Genomic DNA, 16,886 nt, shown 5'->3' on the forward strand with positions numbered 1-16,886 from the left:
CGGTTAGCGTCTCCGCATGGACGACACGCCGGCGAACCCCCGCGGCCCCCTCGACGGGGTGCTCGTCCTCGACCTCACGCGCGCCCTCGCCGGGCCCCACGCCGCGATGATGCTCGGCGACCTCGGGGCGCGCGTGGTCAAGGTCGAGGGGCCCGACGGCGACGACAGCCGCGGGTGGGGACCGCCGTTCGTGGGCGAGGCGCAGAGCCGCCAGTCGACGTACTTCATGTCGGCCAACCGCAACAAGGAGTCGGTCGTCCTCGACCTCAAGCAGGACGACGACCTCGCGCTGCTCGAGCGCATGGTGCGCCGGGCGGACGTGCTCCTGGAGAACTTCCGGACCGGGGTCATGGACCGGCTCGGCCTGGGCGAGCGACGTCTCCACGAGCTCAACCCGCGGCTCGTGCTGGGGTCGGTCACCGGGTTCGGCCACGACGGTCCCGAGGCGACCCGGCCCGGCTTCGACCAGATCGCCCAGGGCGAGGGCGGCCTGATGAGCATCACCGGCGACACGCCCACCCGGGTCGGCGTGCCGATCGCCGACCTGCTGGCCGGCATGAACCTCGCCTACGGCGTGACCGCCGCCCTGCTCGAGCGCGAGCGGACCGGCCGAGGGCGCACCGTCCGTACGTCGCTGCTCGCCGGCGTCGTCGGCGTGCACGCCTTCCAGGGCACGATGTGGACCGTCGGTGGCGTGGTGCCCCGCCCGACGGGCGCGCACCACGCGGCCATCGCGCCCTACGGCCTGTACGCCGCCGCCGACGCGCCGCTGCAGGTCGCGTGCGCGAACGACAAGCTGTGGCGGCTGCTCGCCGGCCTGCTCGGGCTCGACACCGCCGACCCGCGCTTCGCCACCAACGCCGACCGGGTCGCGCACCGCGAGGACCTGACCTGCGCGATCGAGGACGTCCTGGCGACCCGCACCGCCGAGGAGTGGCTCGCCGACCTCGCCGCGCTGGGCGTGCCGGCCGGCAAGGTGCGCACGATCGACGACGTCTACGCCTGGGAGCAGACCCGCTCCCAGCACCTGCTCCTGGAGGTGGAGCACCCCGCCCACGGGACCCTCACGTTGCCCGGCTCGCCCCTGCGCTGGGACGACCAGCCGTGGTCGGGCGGTCGCCGCGACCACCTGCCGCCGCCGCTGCTGGGCGAGCACACCGACGCGGTGAGGGCCGAGTTCAGCGACTGACGCGCGTGCCGGCCGTGCCGGTGACCGCGTCGGCGATGTGGCACAGCGAGGTGATCACCCCGGTGCCGCCGGTGCGCTCGGCGAAGCGGGTGACCGCCTGCACCTTGGGACGCATCGAGCCGGCGGGGAGGTCCTCGCGCGCGGCGATCTCGCGCAGCTCGGCCACGCTCACCGACCCCACCGGGCGGGGGTCGTCGGTGTCGAAGCCGGTCATCACCGCCTCGACGTCGGTGGCGATGACCAGCAGGTCGGCCTCGATGTGCTCGGCCACCAGGGCGGCGGTGAGGTCCTTGTCGATCACGGCCTCGACGCCCTCGAGCGAGCCGTCGGGACGTCGCACGGTCGGCACGCCGCCACCCCCGGAGCAGACCACGACGAACCCGGCGGCGAGCAGCGCGTCGGCGGCCGCCGCGTCGAGGGTGTCGACCGGCTCGGGCGAGGCCACCACCCGGCGCCAGCCCTTGCGGGGCACCTCGGTGAAGACCTGGCCGTGCTCCTCCAGCACCGACTTCTCGTCCTCGGTGAGGTGACGGCCGATCGGCTTGGTGGGGTGGGCGAACCCCGGGTCGCCGGCGTCCACGAGCGTGCGGGACACCAGGGTCGCCGTACGCCCCGGGTGACCGCGGCGCGCCAGCTCGGCGTCGAGCGCGTCCATCAGCAGCGTCCCGATCGTGGCCTGGGTCTGGGCGTCGCACCAGTCCAGCGGGTCGGGGGGTACGTCGGCCGCGGCCAGCTCGTTGCGCCGCAGCAGGTCGCCGACCTGGGGCCCGTTGCCGTGGGTGAGGAGCACCTCGTGGCCGGCGGTGACGACGTCGGCCAGCGGCCCGACGGCCCGGCCGACCGCCGCCCGCTGGTCGTCCGGGGAGTCCCCGCCGTCGTCCCCGACGAGCGCGTTGCCGCCCAGCGCGATGACCAGGCGCATGGGCTACTCCATCCGGTCGCGCTCCTCGGCGATCGTGGTGTCGTCGCCGTGGCCAGTGTGGACGACGGTGTGGCCCGGGAGGGCGAAAAGCCGCGTGCGGATCGACGCGACGATGACGTCGGCGTCGCTGAAGGAGCGGCCCGTGGCTCCCGGACCGCCCTGGAACAGCGTGTCGCCGGTGAACACCGCGTCGAGGTCGGGCACGTGGAAGCACACCGCGCCGGGCGCGTGGCCCGGCGTGTGCAGCACGCGCAGGACCGTGCCGGCGACCTCGATCTCCTGCCCGTCGGCGAGGTCGTGGTCCCACCGCGTGGTCGGGTGGGTCAGCTCCCACACCGGGGCGTCGTCGGGGTGCAGGTGGATCGGGGCACCCGTGCGCTCCCGCACGTCGGGGGCCACGCGGACGTGGTCGTCGTGGGCGTGCGTGCACAGGACCGCGACCAGCCGGCGCGAGCCCACCGCGTCGAGGATGGCGTCGACCGAGTGCGGGGCGTCGATGACCACGCACTCCTCGTCGTCGCCCAGCACCCACACGTTGTTGTCGACGTCGAAGGTCTCGCCGTCGAGCGAGAAGGTCCCCGACGTGACCACGTGGTCCACCCTCACAGCTCGACCACCGATCGCAGGACGTCGCCGTGGTGCATGCGCTCGAAGGCGGCCTCGACGTCGTCCAGCCCGATGCGCTCGGACACGAACGCGTCGAGGTCGAGCCGGCCCTGCTGGTAGAGGTCGACCAGCATCGGGAAGTCGCGGTCCGGCAGGCAGTCGCCGTACCACGACGACTTGAGCGCACCGCCGCGACCGAAGACGTCGATCAGCGGGAGGTCGGGGATGCGCATGTCGGGGGTGGGCACCCCCACGAGCACCACGGTGCCGGCCAGGTCCCGGGCGTAGAACGCCTGCTTCCACGTCTCGGGGCGCCCGACCGCGTCGATGACGACGTCGGCGCCGAACCCGTCGGTGAGCTCCTGGATCGCCTCGACCGCGTCGCGCTCCTTGCTGTTGACGGTGTGCGTCGCCCCGAGCCCGCGCGCCCACTCCAGCTTGCGGTCGTCGAGGTCCACCGCGATGATCCGGCTCGCGCCGGCGAGCGCGGAGCCCGCGACCGCCGCGGCGCCGACACCGCCGCAGCCGATGACCGCGACGCTCTTGCCCCGCCCCACGGCGCCGGTGTTGATCGCCGCGCCGATGCCCGCCATCACGCCGCAGCCCAGCAGGCCCACGGCCGCGGGCGAGGCGGACGGGTCGACCTTGGTGCACTGGCCGGAGTGCACCAGCGTCTTCTCCGCGAAGGCGCCGATGCCGAGCGCCGGGGTCAGCTCGGTGCCGTCCTCGAGCGTCATCCGCTGCTCGGCGTTGAAGGTCGAGAAGCAGTACCACGGCTCGCCGCGGCGGCACGCGCGGCAGTCGCCGCACACCGCGCGCCAGTTGAGGATCACGAAGTCACCGGGGGCGACGTTCGTCACGCCCTCGCCCACGGACTCCACGACGCCGGCTGCCTCGTGGCCCAGCAGGAACGGGAAGTCGTCGTTGATCCCTCCCTCGCGGTAGTGCAGGTCGGTGTGGCACACCCCGCAGGTCTGCACCTGGACGACCGCCTCGCCGGGGCCCGGATCCGGCACCAGCACGGTCTCCACCGAGACCGGCTCGCCCTTGGCGCGGGCGACGACTCCTCTGACCTTCTGCACGGGCACTCCTCCGCCGTCGGGGTAACAGGTGGCCGGGCCGACACCCGGCATCGGGCTCAACCTATGCGGGCTCGTGAAACACTCACCCGCGTGACCGGGGATCTCGACAGCACCGCCCCGCGTCGTCGTGTCCCCCGCCCCGACCTGCTCGGTCTCCTCGTGGCCGCGGCCTCAGCCGCGGTCTTCGTGAGCCACGGCTTCCTCGGGCGGCTCGACCGCGACCTCGCGATCTACACCTACGCCGGCCAGCGCGTGGCCGACGGCCTGCCGCCGTACGTCGGCATCGTCAACCGGTCCGGCCCGCTCAGCCACCTCGCCCCCGGCCTGGGGATCTGGGTCGGGCGCTGGTTCGACGCCCCCGACGTCACGTCGGCCCGGGTGCTCTTCCTCGTGCTCTCGGTCGCGGCGGTGTACGCCGCCCACCGGCTCGGCCGGGCCCTGCTCGGCTCGCCGTGGCTCGGGGCCGGAGTCGGCCTCACCCTGGTCGCGGTGCACGGCTTCGTCGACTACGCCTCCCGCGGCCCGCGCGAGAAGACGTTGATGGTCCTCCTCCTGCTGCTGGCCCTCGAGGCGGTCGTCCGCCGTCGCTGGGCGACGACCGGGGTGCTGGTCAGCCTGGCGACCCTCACCTGGCAGCCCGTGTTCTTCGCCGCGATCGCGACCGCCCTCGTCGGGCTGGCGCTCGAGCGTCGGGGTCACCGCTGGCGTGCCCTGCTCCGCCTCGGCATCGGCGGCGTGGTCCCCCTCGGCGCGTTCATGGCGTGGTACGCCGCGATCGGCCACCTGCAGGACTTCCTCGACTGCTTCGTGCTCATCCACGTGCGCTACACCCGGCAGCAGAGCGCGCTGCACGACCTGCCGCGGTGGGGGCAGGACCTGGTCGACCACTACGGGTTCTCGCTGTGGGTGATGGTCCTGGGCCTCGTCGCCTCGATGGTCGCCGCGGTCGTCGCCGCGGTCCGCCTGGTCCGCGTGGCCCGGCGCCGCACGGAGCGCACCGAGGAGCAGCGGGCCCTCGACGCGGCGCTGCTGGCGATCGGGGTGGGCACGGTCGCGTCGCTGGCCTGGACCGTCCGGGCCTACAACGGCTGGCCGGACGCCTTCTTGGTGTTCCCGTTCGCGGTGGCCGGGATCGCGGTGGTCCTCGGGGCCGTGCGGGGCCTGGCCGGGTCCCGGGCGGCGGTGGCGGTCGCGCTGGCCTGGAGCGTCGCGGCGGTCGCGCTGGGCGCCGTCTACGCGGTCGACTCACGCTCCGACGGCCTGGAGCTGCAGCGCGCCCACGCGACCGCGATCATGGCCGCGGTCGGACCGGACGCGACCATGCTGTCGATCCAGGCGCCGGCCCCGCTCGTGGTGACCGGTCACGTGGACCCGATCCGCCACCAGATGTTCAGCCTCGGTCTCCAGAACTACGTCGCCGAGATCTGGCCCGGCGGTCTCGCCGGGCTGCGCGACTACCTGCTGCGCACCCGCCCGACGGTCGTCGTCGTCGCGGCGGGGTTCCGTCCGCCCTGGGTCGAGCAGCTGCTGGAGGAGGGCTACGCCCGCGTCGGCTTCGACCGGTCGGGCGGCTACAGCTGGTTCGTGAGCAACGAGGTCCCCGAGGAGAGGCGGACCGCGGCCCAGGACGTCCTGCGCGACGCCACGGGCTGAGGGCTCGCCGGTGCCCGGGCCTCACGCCGGGTGTGCCACGATTCGCCCCATGGAGCCGCTCTACTCGTTGGTGATCCCGGTCTTCAACAGCGGCCGGATCGTCGGCGACACGATCGACCGCGTGGTCGAGGTGTTCACCGCGGCGGGACTCCGCTTCGAGCTGGTCCTGGTCAACGACGGCAGCTCCGACGACAGCTGGCAGGTCATCTCCTCGCGCGCCCGGACCACGCCCCACGTCCTCGCGATCAACCTGCTGAAGAACTACGGCCAGCACCACGCCAACCTCGCCGGCTTCCGCGCCACCACGGGCGACTGGGTGATCACCCTCGACGACGACCTGCAGAACCCGCCCGAGGAGGCGCTCAAGCTCATCCAGGCCGCGCAGGACGGCGGTCACGACGTGGTGTTCGGGCAGTTCGAGACCAAGCAGGCCGCCGGCTACCGCCGGCTCGGCAGCAAGATGATCAACCTGATCAACCGGCGCGTCTTCGGGCAGCCCACCGACCTCGCGGTGTCGAACTTCCGCATCCTGCACCGCGACGTGGTCGACCGCATCTGCAACGACAACAACGCCTACCCCTACGTCACCGGGCAGGCCCTGATCTACAGCAACGACCCCGGCAACGTGCTCGTGCGCCACGACCCCCGGCCGGTCGGGTCGAGCAACTACAGCCTGCTGCGCATCGTGCGCCTGCTGCTGACGATCCTGTTCTCCTACTCGCTGTTCCCGCTGCGGCTCGCGGCCGGCGTCGGGTTCGCCGTGTCCGCGCTCGCGTTCCTCCTGGGGGGCGGCTACCTCGTCCGCGGGTTCATCACCGACTCACGGGCTCCCGGCTGGACGTCGCTGGTCGTGCTGCTGGCGGTGTTCAACGGCTTCCTCATCGCGTTGGTCTCGATGCTCGGTGAGTACGTCCTCCGCACGCTCAACGCGGTGACGACCCAGCGCCCCTACCACGTGGTCGAGCGGGTGTCGGTCGACGAGGCGGGCGGCCGGGGCGGCCACCGGTGACGGGCGGTCACCGCCACCTGGTGGTCATCGGCGGCCAGCGCTGCGGGACGACCTACCTCGCGGACCTGCTCGAGGCGCACCCCGACGTCGCCCTGGCCTCGCCGCGCCGCCCGGAGCCCAAGGTCTTCCTCTCCGACGAGGTCCTCGCCCGCGGGCACGAGTGGTACGTCGAGACCTGGTTCGCCGACCGCGGCTCGGCCCGGGTGCTGGCCGAGAAGTCCACCAGCTACATCGACCACCCCGACGCCGCGGCGCGGATCGACCGGGTCCTCGACGAGCCGCTCGTGCTCGCCCAGGTCCGCGAGCCGGTCGCCCGCGCGGTGTCGCACTGGCGGTTCTCGGCCCACCACGGCGTCGAGCACCGCTCCCTGCACGACGCCCTCGCGGAGAGCCTGGTGCAGGAGCGGGCGTGGGACCCGGAGACCTACTCCGTCTCGCCGTTCGCCTACGTCAGCCGGGGCGACTACGCCGCCGCGCTGCGGCCGTGGGTCGAGCGCTTCGGCGAGCGCCTGCGCGTGCAGTTCATGGACGAGGTGGTCAGCGGCGAGGCGGTCGACGACCTCTTCGCGTGGATGGGCCTCCCGGCCCCGCAGCACAAGGAGCGCGAGCCCGCCAACGAGAGCCCCGGCGAGGAGCCCGAGATCGGCGCCGAGCTGTTGCAGCGGCTCCACGAGCACTTCGCACCGAGGGACCAGGCCCTGCGCGAGCTCCTCGGGCGCTCGCTCCCCTGGGACGACACCCGACACGAGGGAGCACGATGAACCAGCAGCCCGAGCAGGTCCGCTTCAACGTCCCGTCCCTCGAGGGACGCGAGCTGGAGCACGTCGAGGCCGCGATGCGCAGCGGTCACACCTCGTCGGGCGGGCCGTTCTCCCAGGCAGCGGGCGAGATCATCCGCGAGGAGACCGGCGGGGCGGGGGTCCTGCTCACCACCTCGTGCACGGCCGCGCTCGAGCTGAGCGCCATGCTCCTGGACCTCCAGCCCGGTGACACCGTCATCGTGCCGTCGTTCACGTTCGTCACCACGGCGCTGGCCTTCGCACGCCAGGGCGCCAAGGTGCTGTTCTGCGACGTCGAGCCCGAGACCCTCGCCGTCGACCCTGCCCACGTCGCCGAGCTCATGGACGACTCGGTGCGGGCGGTCGTGCTGGTCCACTACGCCGGCGTGGCCGGGGACGTCTCCGGGCTGTCCGACGTGATGGCCTCGCGGCCCGAGGTGGCCCTCGTCGAGGACGCCGCGCACGGGCTGTTCGGGGGCTGGAAGGGTCACCCGCTGGGCAGCCTCGGCCGGTTCTCGACCTTCAGCTTCCACGAGACCAAGAACATCGTCTGCGGCGAGGGCGGCGCGCTCGTGGTCAACGACCCGGCCGACCTCGACCGCGCCTGGGTGCTCTACGACAAGGGCACCAACCGCCGCGCGTTCATGGAGGGCCAGGTCGACAAGTACTCCTGGCGTGACACCGGGTCGTCCTTCGGCCTGTCCGACACCCTCGCCGGTCACCTCCTCGGCCAGCTCGAGGCCCGGGAGACCATCCAGGCCAAGCGCCGCCGCGTGCACGAGAGGTACGTCGACCTGCTGGCCGAGCCGTGCGAGGAGCTCGGGGTGCGCCTGCCCGTCGTACCCCCGGCGAGCGACCCGGCCTACCACCTGTTCCACCTGCTCCTCCCCGACGCCGCCACCCGCAACCGGGTGATGCAGGAGATGCGCGAGGAGGGCGTGCAGGCGACGTTCCACTACGTGCCGCTGCACGACTCCGAGGGCGGACGCCGCTTCGCGGCACGGCCGACCGAGTGCCCGGTGACGACCGACGTGAGCAGCCGGCTGCTGCGGCTGCCGTTCCACAACAACCTCACCGACGCCGAGGCCGAGCGGGTCACCGAGGTGCTGCTGCGCGCCTTGCGCCGCTGACCTCCTCGATCCCCAGCCAGGCAAGGGCTGCGCCCTCCACCATGACGAACAGCCACGCCACGTCGACCACCGGCGAGAGCGGGGAGACCAGCATCCACGCCAGCCCGACCACGCCGCCGAACGCCCACCCGCGCACCAGGGCGGCGCTGCGTCCCTGGGCCACGATCATCACCGCGAGCACGAGGTTGCCCATCGCGAGGACGGTGCCGGCGGCGAGCAGCGCAGCGACGCCGTCGCCGAGCACCACGTCCTTGCCGAAGACCAGCGCCACCAGCCAGGCGCCGATCCACGCGGCCAGCAGCGCGCCCGCCCCGGTGCCGACGACGACGAGCCCGGCCACGACGGCCTCCACCCGCCGCCAGGCGGACGCGGTGCCCTCCAGCCACTGGCGGGTGAGTCGCCCGGTGACCGAGGCCATCAGCGCCGTCGCCACGGTGTAGGGCGCCCGGAAGAGCGCGAGCCCGGCGAACAGCGCGGTCACGTCCTGCGCCCGTCCGCCCGACAGCGCGAGGACCACCGGCGCGCCGGTGAGCGCGACCTGCGCGAGCAGCTGTCCCAGGCCGGTCGCGCCGACGGCCCGCACCGGGCTCTCGGCCTGGTCGGAGCCGGTGTCGTGCCACGAGACGAGCGCGCGGCCGTTGGCCACGGCGACGGCGTAGCCCGCGACGAGCGCGAGCCCGAACGCCCACGGCTCGGTCCAGCCGAGCGCGGCGAGGCCGAGGGCGGCGACGCTGCGGACGGCGTTCTCCAGCACGAGGTTGAGGCCGACGGCCGAGAAGCGACCCCGCCCCGTCAGGTGTCCGCGTACGACGCCCAGCAGCCCCGCGCCGAGCGTCACCACCGCGACCAGGACGGGGAACGTCGGGCCCCCGGTGCGGAACAGCCGCTCGCCCCCGCCCCACGAGACCAGCCCCGACCCGACGGCGACCGCCGCGACCAGCACCCCCAGCCGGGGCAGGGCGTCTCGCACCGCACGCTCACCGCCCGCGGCCTCGACCGTGCGGGTGATCCAGTGCTGGAGGGGGAAGGTGATCGCCGCCGCGGTGAAGCTCCACCAGGTCCACAGCACCGAGACGGCAGCCGCGTCCTGCGGACCGAGCGCGCGCGTGGCGGTGACGAAGAAGACGTAGGCGAGGACTCCCGCACCCACCGAGCCGAGTCCGAGGGAGGCGACCGAGCGCCGTCGCGCTGACGTCACGCGGCTCACCCTAGCCGCGTCACTACTATCGGGCGGGTGAGGAATCTCCTGGTCACCGGCGGCGCCGGGTTCATCGGCGCGAACTTCGTGCGGCACGTGGTCGAGCACACCGACGACGCGGTCGTCGTCCTGGACAAGCTGACCTACGCCGCGTCCCCCGAGGCGCTGGCCGACCTGCCCGAGGACCGCGTGCGCACGGTCGTCGGCGACGTCGCGGACGCCGAGCTCGTCGGCCGGCTCGTGCAGGACGCCGACGTGGTCGTGCACTTCGCCGCCGAGTCTCACAACGACAACTCCCTGCGCGACCCGTGGCCCTTCGTGCACACCAACATCGTGGGCACGGCCGTGCTGCTCGAGGCGGTCCGCCACCACGGCGTGCGGCTGCACCACGTGTCGACCGACGAGGTCTACGGCGACCTCGAGCTCGACGAGCCCCGTCGCTTCGAGGAGGGCAGCCCCTACCGGCCGAGCAGCCCCTACTCCGCCTCCAAGGCGGCCGCCGACCACCTCGTGCGCGCCTGGGTGCGCAGCATGGGGGTCCGGGCCACCCTGTCCAACTGCTCCAACAACTACGGCCCCTGGCAGCACACCGAGAAGTTCATCCCCCGGCAGATCACCAACCTGCTCTCCGGACGCCGGGTCAAGCTCTACGGCGAGGGGCTCAACGTCCGCGACTGGATCCACGTCGACGACCACAGCTCGGCGGTCCTGGCGATCCTCGACCGCGGCGAGGTCGGCGAGACCTACCTCATCGGCGCCGAGAACGAGCGCGCCAACATCGACGTCGTGCGCGCCATCCTGCGCTCCCTCGGGCACGCGGAGGACGACTTCGACCGCGTGACCGACCGGGTGGGCCACGACCTGCGCTACGCCATCGACCCGTCCAAGCTGCGCGCCGAGCTGGGCTGGGAGCCGCGCTTCGCCGACTTCGACGCGGGCCTGGCCGACACGATCAGGTGGTACGCCGACCACCGCGACTGGTGGGAGCAGGGCAAGGACCAGGTCGAGGCGGCCTACGCGAAGGCGGGTCAGTGATGCGCGGGATCATCCTCGCCGGCGGGTCCGGCACGCGGCTCCACCCGATCACCACGGCGCTGAGCAAGCAGCTCGTGCCGGTCTACGACAAGCCGATGATCTACTACCCGCTGACCACGCTGATGCTGGCGCAGGTCCGGGAGATCCAGATCATCACGACGCCGCACGACCAGGCGGCCTTCCAGCACCTGCTGGGCGACGGCAGCCAGTTCGGGCTCGACCTGTCGTGGAAGGTGCAGGACGAGCCCAAGGGGCTGGCGCAGGCCTTCCACATCTGCGCCGACCACGTGCGCGGCCACTCCAGCGCCCTGGTGCTGGGCGACAACATCTTCTACGGCGCCGGGATGGGCCTGGCCCTCAACCGGTTCCAGACGATCGACGGGGCGATGATCTTCGGCTACCACGTGGCCGACCCCCGCAGCTACGGCGTGGTCGAGATGGGCGAGGACGGCGTGGCCCTGTCGCTGGAGGAGAAGCCGGAGAAGCCGCGGTCGCGCCTGGCCGTCCCGGGCCTGTACTTCTACGGTCCCGACGTCGTCGACAAGGCCGCCGACCTCCAGCCGAGCCCCCGCGGCGAGCTGGAGATCACCGACCTCAACCGCCGCTACCTCGAGGAGGGCCGCCTGCGGGTCGAGCTGCTCCCCCGCGGCACGGCGTGGCTGGACACCGGCACCTTCGACTCCCTCAACGACGCCAGCAACTTCGTGCGCACGATCGAGGCGCGCCAGGGCAGCAAGATCGGGTCGCCGGAGGAGGTCGCCTGGCGCATGGGCTGGCTCAGCGACGACGACCTGCGCGAGCGCGGCGAGGCGCTGGCCAAGTCCGGCTACGGCGACTATCTCCTGAGCCTGCTCGAGCTGCCCGAGGAGTTCGTCGAGGGCCCGCTGGCCGACCCGATCGGCTGAGCCGTGGCGGGCACGGGGCGGCGGGTGGCGGTGCTCGGACCGCTCGAGGTGCGCCGCGACGACGGCACCCCGGTCGACCTCGGCGCCCCGAAGCCGCGCATGCTGCTCGCCGCGCTGGCGCTGTCGCCGGGTCGGGCGGTCTCCGTCGACGCCCTCCTCGACCTGGTCTGGGGCGGCTCCCCCACCCCGGGTGCGCTGTCGACGCTGCACGCCTACGTCTCCGGCCTGCGCAAGACCCTCGAGCCCGACCGCGCGCGGCGCACCTCCTCCGCCCTCCTGGTCACCCAGGCCCCCGGCTACGCCCTGCGCGTGGCCGTCACCGACGTCGACGCCGGTCACTTCGCCGCCGAGGTCACCGCGTGGCACCGTCGCCTCGCCGGCACCCTCCTCGGCCCCGAGGACGCCGACGCCTCCACCCTCGCCGAGGGGGTCGCGGCCCTCGACGAGGCGCTCGGCCTCTGGCGCGGCGAGGCGTACGTCGAGCTGGGCGACCTGCCCGCCGCCGTCGCCGAGCGCGGCCACCTCGAGGAGCTGCGGCTCGTCGCGCTCGAGGACCGGGCCTGGGCCAGGCTGGCGCAGGGCGACCACGCCACCGTCGCCGCCGAGCTCGAGCCGCTCACCGCCCTGCACCCGCTGCGCGAGCGGCTGTGGGCCCTGCGCTCGCTGTCCCTCGTCCGGTCGGGCCGCCAGGCCGAGGCGCTCGACGTGCTCCGGTCGGTGCGCGAGGTGCTGGCCGACGAGCTCGGGCTCGACCCCGGGGTCGAGCTCCAGGACCTCCAGGAGCGGATCCTGCGCCAGGACCCGGCCCTGGCGTGGCGACCGCCCGCCTCCCCGTCGCGTCCCGCGCCGGCCCGGCCCGCCGTCGTACCCCCGGCCGAGGCGGAGGCCCCCGCCCACGGCTGGCCCCTGCTGGGGCGCGATCGCGAGGTCGAGGTGCTCGGCGCGAGCCTGGCCCGCGCGGTGCGCGGGCGCACCGAGCTGGTCGTGGTCACCGGTCCGCCGGGCATGGGCAAGTCGCGGCTGTGCAGCGACCTGCTCGAGCGGGCGCGGGAGCGCGGTGCCCGCACGGTCGTCGGCCGCTGCTCCCAGGACGACGGCGCCCCACCGCTCTACCCCTGGCGCGCGGTGCTCGCCGACCTCGGTGCGGGGCTGGGCGAGGTCGAGGGAGAGGTCCGCGAGGGCAACGAGTTCCGCACCTGGGAGCAGATCACGGGCCGGGTCCGCGCGGCTGCCGCGCAGCAGCCGCTCGTGCTCGTCCTCGACGACCTGCACTGGGCCGACACCGCCACGCTCCGGGCGCTGCGGCTGCTCGTGGAGACCTCGACCGACGACGCCCTCCTGCTCGTGCTGACCTGGCGCGACCGGCCCGAGCCCTCCGGCGCCCTCGCCGACCTCTCCGATGCGCTGGCCCGCCGCCACGCGGAGCGCCTGCACCTCGCCGGCCTCGACGCGTCCTCGGTCGCCGGGCTCGTCGGGGCCCTCACCGACCGCCGGCCCACGGAGCACGACTCCGCGGCCCTGCTGGAGCGCACCGACGGCAACCCCTTCTTCCTGGTGGAGTACGCGCGGCTGGTCGGCCGCGGCGACGACCTCACCGAGGTGCTGCGGCGGGAGCCGCCGACCGTCGTGCAGGACGTCGTCGGCCGCCGCGTCGCGCGCCTGCCCGACGACACGCAGCGGGCCGTCGGCATCGCCGCGGTGCTGGGCCGCCGCTTCGACCTCGACCTGCTCGCCACCACCTCCGAGGCGGACGAGGACGACGTGCTCGACCTGCTCGACCCGGCGCTGGCGACGGGCCTCGTGCGCGAGGACGGGGTCGACCGGTTCGCCTTCGACCACGCCCTGGTGCGCGACACCCTGCTGGCCCGGCTGCCGGTGAGCCGGCGTGCCCGGCTGCACGCCCGCGCCGCCCGGGCCCTGCAGGGCGGGGAGGGTCGCGAGACCGAGGTGGCGAGGCACTGGCTCGCCGCGGGTCCGACCCACGCCGCCGAGGCCTGGCGCGCCGCCGAGGCGGCCGCCCAGGTGAGCCTGGCGTCCTACGCCCACGACGAGGCCGTCGACCTGCTCCGGCAGGCCCTGGAGAGCCTCGAGAGCGACCCGACCGCCACCGACCGCGACCGGTGGCGGCTGCTGACCTCGCTCGCCGTGGCCCACCGGTGGGGCGGACGCTGGACCGACCTGACCGAGACCGCGGCGCGGGCGATCGAGGTGGCCACCCGGCTCGACGACCCGGTCGCGCTGGCCGGGTCCTCGACCCTGACCCTCACCGGCGCGCACTGGCAGTCCGCGCGGCACGGCGGGGAGAACACCGAGATCGTCGCCGCCCTGCGTCGCAGCCTCGACCTGCTGCCGCCCCAGGACTCAGCCCTGCGGTGTCGCTGCCTGGTGTCGCTGGCCCACGAGCTCTACTACGTCTCCGGCCCCGACGAGCGGCGCGCGCTGTGCGACGACGCCGTGGCGATGGCCCGGCGGCTGGGCGACCAGCAGGTGCTGTTCGACGCCTGCCTGGGCTCCGCGATGTCGCTGTGGTTCCCCGGCACCGAGCACGAGCGGCTGAGCCTGACCCAGGAGGCCGTCGCGCTCGCCCAGGCGCTGGACGACCTCCCCGCCGAGGTCACCGCCCGCACCCAGGTCGCCAACGTGCAGGCCGCCCTCGGCAGGCCCGAACTGATGTGGCAGGAGTACGCCCTGGCCCGCCCCGCGGCCGAGCGGCTCCGCATGGACTACGCGATCCTCGTCCTCGACTCGATGGTCGTGGCGTGGCTGGTCATGGCCGAGCGCGACGACGAGGCCGACCGGGTCATGGCGCACTGCCACCAGGCGCTCGCCCGGGTCAACCTCCACCAGGCGGCCGACGCGCTCGCCGGCCTGGTCGCCGTGGCGACCATGTGGCGCGGGGCCCCGATCACCCAGGAGATCCTCGACGTCGCCCTCGACGGACCGATGCCGACCAACTCCATGCTGGCCTGGCTCCTGGTCCGCACGGGCGACGAGGCCGCGGGGATCGAGTTCCTCCGGGAGCACCCGGCGCAGCTCAACCACCAGGACTGGTTCAGCAACCTGGCCTGGGCGCTGGCCGGCGCGATGGCGGCGTACGCCGGGGACGCGGAGCTGGGCTCGCGCGCCTACGCCCTCCTCGCGCCGTACGCCGGGATGTCGGCAGTCGCGGGCAGCGGCGTGGCCTCGGGCCCGGTCGACGCCTACCTCGCGCTCGCCGCCGTGGCCGCGGGCGAGCGCGAGACCGCGACCCGCCACGCCGACGACGCCGAGCGGCTGGGCCGGGAGTGGGGCCTGCCCCGCTACAGCCGCTGGCTCGCCGAGACCCGGGAGCGGTTCTCGATCTAGCCGGGCAGGTGCGCGAACGCCGCCCGCTGCAGGCGGCGGAAGCTGCCGCGGGACACGACCCACGCGACCCGGTGCGCGGTCCCGCCCTCGCGCCCCAAGAGCTCCTCACGGACCTCGGTCGGGACCTCGACCAGTGCCCACGGCACGAGGCGGAACAGCCGCCGCGGCGTCAGGGTCTTCTTGAAGTGCTCGTCGATCGCGTCGTACTCCGCCGCGCTGAGGAGGCGCTGGACCAGCGCGATGGTCTCGGTCTCCTCGTGGTCGAGGTGGCGACCGAGGGCCTCGCGCAGCGCCACGAGCCGCACCGTCAGCGCCGACCGGGTGTCGGCCGAGGGCGCGGCCACCATCGCCGTCAGGCCGTCCCGGCACGCCTCGAGGAGCGGGTCGACTCCGGCGTGCTCGTCCTCCATCGCCTCGACCGTCGCGCGGTCCTCGCCCTGCGCTCGATCGAGCAGTGCCGGCCACAGGTGGGCGTCCTCGCCGCTGTGGTGGTGGTGCAGCACGTCGGCGAACACCGCCCACCTCCGCTCGAGCGCCCGCCAGGCGGCACGGTCCGTCACCGGCGTGAGCGGGACGGCGCGGGCGAAGTCGCGCAGGTCGCGCCGGAAGGCGTGGTGGGCGACGTACATCATGGCCATGTCGACCGGGCCCTCCGGGGCCGCGGCCTGACCGGGCAGCCGCAGCTGCGGCACGGGCGTGGTGGTGCTCATGGGGTCCTCCTCGGGATCGGCTGGTGCGACGACGCTCCCGCGGGCTCCTTGGGACCTGCTTGGGGGCCGCTTGGGGCCTAACCTGAGCCGCGTTCGGGTCGTTGGACCGGGGACGTCCACCCCCGGAGGAAGCCATGCCGCGCCCGACCCGTCCCGTCGCCGCCTTCGCCGCGCTGGCGGCCGCCCTGGCCACCCTCGCCGCGCCGCACGCGAGCCCCGCTGCCGCCACGTCGCTGCCCGTCCCCGGCACGGTCGTCTCCTCCGCGCCCCTGCCGAAGCGGCTGTGGATCCCCCGCGCGACCAGCCGCGCCTGGAGGCTCACCTACGTCACGCGCGACTCCCACGGTCACCGGGCACTGAGCACCGGCACGGTCTTCGTCCCCTTCGGCACGCCCCCGAGGGGCGGCTGGCCGGTGGTCTCGTGGGCCCACGGCATCTCCGGTCTCGGCGACGACTGCGCGCCGTCCCGGGTCGGGCCCGTCCTGAAGCAGCGCGACTGGTCCTACCTGCGCACCTGGATGAGGCAGGGGTACGCCGTCGTGGCCACCGACTACGTCGGCCTCGGCACCCCCGGGCTCATGCCCTACCTCGACGTGAGGGCGCAGGCCCACAACGTCGTGGACATGGTGAAGGCCGGCCGCGCGTTCACCGCCGAGAAGCGGCCGCGACTGCGCCTGGCGCGCACGTGGGTCACGATCGGCCAGTCCCAGGGCGGCGGCGCCGCCATCGGCACCGCCCGCTACGCCACGAGGTACGGCGGCCGCACGCTGTCCTACCGCGGTGCGGTCGGCACGGGCACGCCGGCGTACATCGAGGACTACGTCGAGCTCCTCGGCCCCGAGGTGCCGCCGCTGACCGGCGACCTGACCGCCTACCTCACCTACATCGTCGCCAGCCTGCGCGACGTCCACCCCGAACTCGGGATCGACGGGGTCCTCACGCCCGAGGGCAGGAAGTACGTCCGGCTCGCGGAGACGGTCTGCGACGAGCAGTTCGCCGCGATGATGGAGGGGGTGCGGATGGGCTCGTTCTTCACCACTCCCCTGGCCGCGCTCCCCGGCTTCCGCGAGACGGTGGTCGACTACATGGGGATGCCCGAGTCCGGCTTCGACAAGCCGTTCTTCATGGGCCACGGCGCGCTCGACGTCGACGTGCCCTACGCCCAGACCGCGCGCTACGCCAAGGTCCTGGAGGCCAACGGCGAGCCGGTGGTCTTCACGACCTACCCGACCGACCACTCCGGGACGATGCAGGCCTCGCTGGCCGACACGCTCCCCTTCGTCCGACGGGCGTTCAGGCGTCCCTGACCCCGGGTGACTATCT

Annotated in this window: 14 protein-coding genes; 9 read left to right on the top strand and 5 right to left on the bottom strand. The window is 74.0% G+C overall.

Translation table 11 applies throughout. The annotated features are described in order from the left end of the window. The first annotated feature begins 16 nt into the window (after positions 1–16). Positions 17–1,189: a CaiB/BaiF CoA transferase family protein gene (locus J2S63_RS06020; RefSeq protein WP_310299892.1), complete on the top strand. Its 1,173-nt coding sequence runs from the start codon at positions 17–19 to the stop codon at positions 1,187–1,189. Here J2S63_RS06020 and J2S63_RS06025 read toward each other — a convergent pair. Genes J2S63_RS06025 through J2S63_RS06035 form a run of 3 tightly spaced genes read right to left on the bottom strand, consistent with a single transcriptional unit; the run spans position 1,179 to position 3,799 of the window. Beyond that, positions 1,179–2,111: a carbamate kinase gene (locus J2S63_RS06025; RefSeq protein ID WP_310299895.1), complete on the bottom strand. Its 933-nt coding sequence runs from the start codon at positions 2,109–2,111 to the stop codon at positions 1,179–1,181. The genes J2S63_RS06020 and J2S63_RS06025 overlap by 11 nt on opposite strands. A gap of 3 nt (positions 2,112–2,114) precedes the next feature. After that, positions 2,115–2,702 (bottom strand): MBL fold metallo-hydrolase, encoded by a 588-nt coding sequence (locus J2S63_RS06030; RefSeq protein ID WP_310299898.1) that lies wholly within the window; start codon positions 2,700–2,702, stop codon positions 2,115–2,117. Between the two features lie 11 nt (positions 2,703–2,713). After that, the gene (locus J2S63_RS06035) at positions 2,714–3,799 is read right to left on the bottom strand and encodes an S-(hydroxymethyl)mycothiol dehydrogenase (RefSeq protein ID WP_310299901.1); all 1,086 of its coding nucleotides are present in this window, start codon (positions 3,797–3,799) and stop codon (positions 2,714–2,716) included. Between the two features lie 90 nt (positions 3,800–3,889). On the opposite strand from J2S63_RS06035, the gene J2S63_RS06040 reads away from it, so the two are divergent. The 4 genes from J2S63_RS06040 to rffA are packed head-to-tail and all read left to right on the top strand — an operon-like array spanning position 3,890 to position 8,370. Further along, on the top strand, positions 3,890–5,452 hold the full coding sequence (locus J2S63_RS06040; protein WP_310299903.1) for a glycosyltransferase family protein: 1,563 nt from the start codon (positions 3,890–3,892) through the stop codon (positions 5,450–5,452). 49 nt (positions 5,453–5,501) lie between these two features. Then, positions 5,502–6,461, top strand: coding sequence for a glycosyltransferase family 2 protein (locus tag J2S63_RS06045; RefSeq protein ID WP_310299904.1), 960 nt, complete (start codon positions 5,502–5,504; stop codon positions 6,459–6,461). Next, positions 6,458–7,222 (top strand): sulfotransferase family protein, encoded by a 765-nt coding sequence (locus tag J2S63_RS06050; protein ID WP_310299907.1) that lies wholly within the window; start codon positions 6,458–6,460, stop codon positions 7,220–7,222. The genes J2S63_RS06045 and J2S63_RS06050 overlap by 4 nt, the downstream gene beginning before the upstream one ends. Next, a complete protein-coding gene (gene rffA, locus J2S63_RS06055; RefSeq protein WP_310299910.1) occupies positions 7,219–8,370 on the top strand; it encodes a dTDP-4-amino-4,6-dideoxygalactose transaminase in 1,152 nt (383 codons plus the stop codon). The genes J2S63_RS06050 and rffA overlap by 4 nt, the downstream gene beginning before the upstream one ends. On the opposite strand, the gene J2S63_RS06060 is transcribed toward rffA, so the two are convergent. Continuing rightward, positions 8,336–9,568, bottom strand: a complete 1,233-nt coding sequence (locus J2S63_RS06060) for a lipopolysaccharide biosynthesis protein (RefSeq protein ID WP_310299914.1) — start codon at positions 9,566–9,568, stop codon at positions 8,336–8,338. The genes rffA and J2S63_RS06060 overlap by 35 nt on opposite strands. A gap of 36 nt (positions 9,569–9,604) precedes the next feature. Between J2S63_RS06060 and rfbB the strand changes: the two genes are divergently transcribed. Genes rfbB through J2S63_RS06075 form a run of 3 tightly spaced genes read left to right on the top strand, consistent with a single transcriptional unit; the run spans position 9,605 to position 14,853 of the window. Beyond that, positions 9,605–10,603, top strand: a complete 999-nt coding sequence (gene rfbB, locus J2S63_RS06065; protein ID WP_310299918.1) for a dTDP-glucose 4,6-dehydratase — start codon at positions 9,605–9,607, stop codon at positions 10,601–10,603. After that, the gene (rfbA, locus tag J2S63_RS06070; RefSeq protein ID WP_310299921.1) at positions 10,603–11,508 is read left to right on the top strand and encodes a glucose-1-phosphate thymidylyltransferase RfbA; all 906 of its coding nucleotides are present in this window, start codon (positions 10,603–10,605) and stop codon (positions 11,506–11,508) included. The genes rfbB and rfbA overlap by 1 nt, the downstream gene beginning before the upstream one ends. Positions 11,509–11,511: 3 nt before the next feature. Continuing rightward, a complete protein-coding gene (locus tag J2S63_RS06075) occupies positions 11,512–14,853 on the top strand; it encodes an ATP-binding protein (RefSeq protein WP_310299923.1) in 3,342 nt (1,113 codons plus the stop codon). Here J2S63_RS06075 and J2S63_RS06080 read toward each other — a convergent pair. Then, positions 14,850–15,563 carry a hemerythrin domain-containing protein gene (locus J2S63_RS06080; protein WP_310299925.1) on the bottom strand — a complete coding sequence of 238 codons (714 nt, stop codon included), beginning with the start codon at positions 15,561–15,563 and terminating at the stop codon, positions 14,850–14,852. The two genes, J2S63_RS06075 and J2S63_RS06080, sit on opposite strands and share 4 nt — an antisense overlap. A 134-nt stretch (positions 15,564–15,697) precedes the next feature. On the opposite strand from J2S63_RS06080, the gene J2S63_RS06085 reads away from it, so the two are divergent. After that, on the top strand, positions 15,698–16,870 hold the full coding sequence (locus J2S63_RS06085) for an alpha/beta hydrolase family protein (RefSeq protein ID WP_310299928.1): 1,173 nt from the start codon (positions 15,698–15,700) through the stop codon (positions 16,868–16,870). Positions 16,871–16,886 lie beyond the last annotated feature (16 nt).

Source organism: Nocardioides marmoribigeumensis (assembly GCF_031458325.1).
In the GTDB taxonomy this organism is placed as follows: Bacteria; Actinomycetota; Actinomycetes; order Propionibacteriales; family Nocardioidaceae; genus Marmoricola_A; species Marmoricola_A marmoribigeumensis.